This window comes from uncultured Acetatifactor sp. (assembly GCF_948601915.1).
GTDB lineage: Bacteria > Bacillota > Clostridia > Lachnospirales > Lachnospiraceae > Acetatifactor.
In genome coordinates this window covers 56,111-57,086 of record NZ_CAPDXS010000010.1, presented here as the reverse complement: position 1 = coordinate 57,086, position 976 = coordinate 56,111, and the positions used below count along the sequence as shown (strand labels likewise).

Genomic DNA, 976 nt, shown 5'->3' with positions numbered 1-976 from the left:
CGATATGGCACTCATGGCGAACGGCCGCCGGGGAGACCGGGGCCATGAAGCCTGCCATGTTATGGAATCTACGTCCACTTGGCCGAGGACATGTATTTCTCCTCGCAGTACTTGCAGCGGTATACCTCGCTCTTTGCGTCCGCCAGGCAGAAGATATGGGGCAGCTCCTGCTCGATGGAGGTGATGCACCTGGGATTGTGGCAGCGGATGACATTCTTGATCTGCCTGGGCAGCGTCAGCTCCTTCTTTTCCACGATCTCCCCGTTCTTGATGACATTGACGGTGATATTGTGGTCGATGAAGGCCAGCACGTCCAGATCCAGCATGTCGATGTCGCATTCCACTTTCAGGATGTCCTTTTTGTCCATTTTGTCGCTTCTGGCGTTCTTGATGATGGCTACGGTGCAGTCCAGCTTGTCCAACTGGAGATGCTCGTAGATTTCCAGGCTCCTTCCGGCCTTGATGTGGTCCAGCACGAAGCCCTCTTCGATTTTTCCTACATTCAGCATATGTCGATCCTTTCTGTGCGCTACGCTTCGATTTCCAGCAGTGTCAGTATCAGGGCCATCCGCACGTAGACGCCGTACTTGGCCTGCCTGAAATAGGCCGCCCTGGGGTCGGAGTCCACCTCCACGGATATCTCGTTGACCCTGGGGAGGGGATGGAGTACCAGCATCTCCGGCTTCGCCAGGGCCATCTTGTCCATGTTCAGGATATAGAAATCCTTCAGTCTGACATAGTCCTCCTCGTTGAAGAAGCGCTCCTTCTGGACCCTGGTCATGTACAGGAGGTCCAACTGGGGCATCACGTCCTCCAGCCGGATGACCTCCTCGTAGGGAATGTCTTTTGCCTTCAGCATCTCCGTGATATAGTCCGGCACCCGCAGCTCCTCCGGAGAGATGAACACGAAGCGGATATCGCTGTAGCGCACCAGGGCGTTGATCAGGGAGTGGACGGTGCGGCCGAATTTCAGGTC

The 976-nt window shown here is 55.7% G+C and carries 1 protein-coding gene; it reads right to left on the bottom strand.

The genetic code is table 11. The annotated features are described in order from the left end of the window. Nucleotides 1-68 precede the first annotated feature (68 nt). Nucleotides 69-509: an aspartate carbamoyltransferase regulatory subunit gene (locus tag Q2B33_RS03105; protein WP_300568851.1), complete on the bottom strand. Its 441-nt coding sequence runs from the start codon at nt 507-509 to the stop codon at nt 69-71. Nucleotides 510-976: the final 467 nt, after the last annotated feature.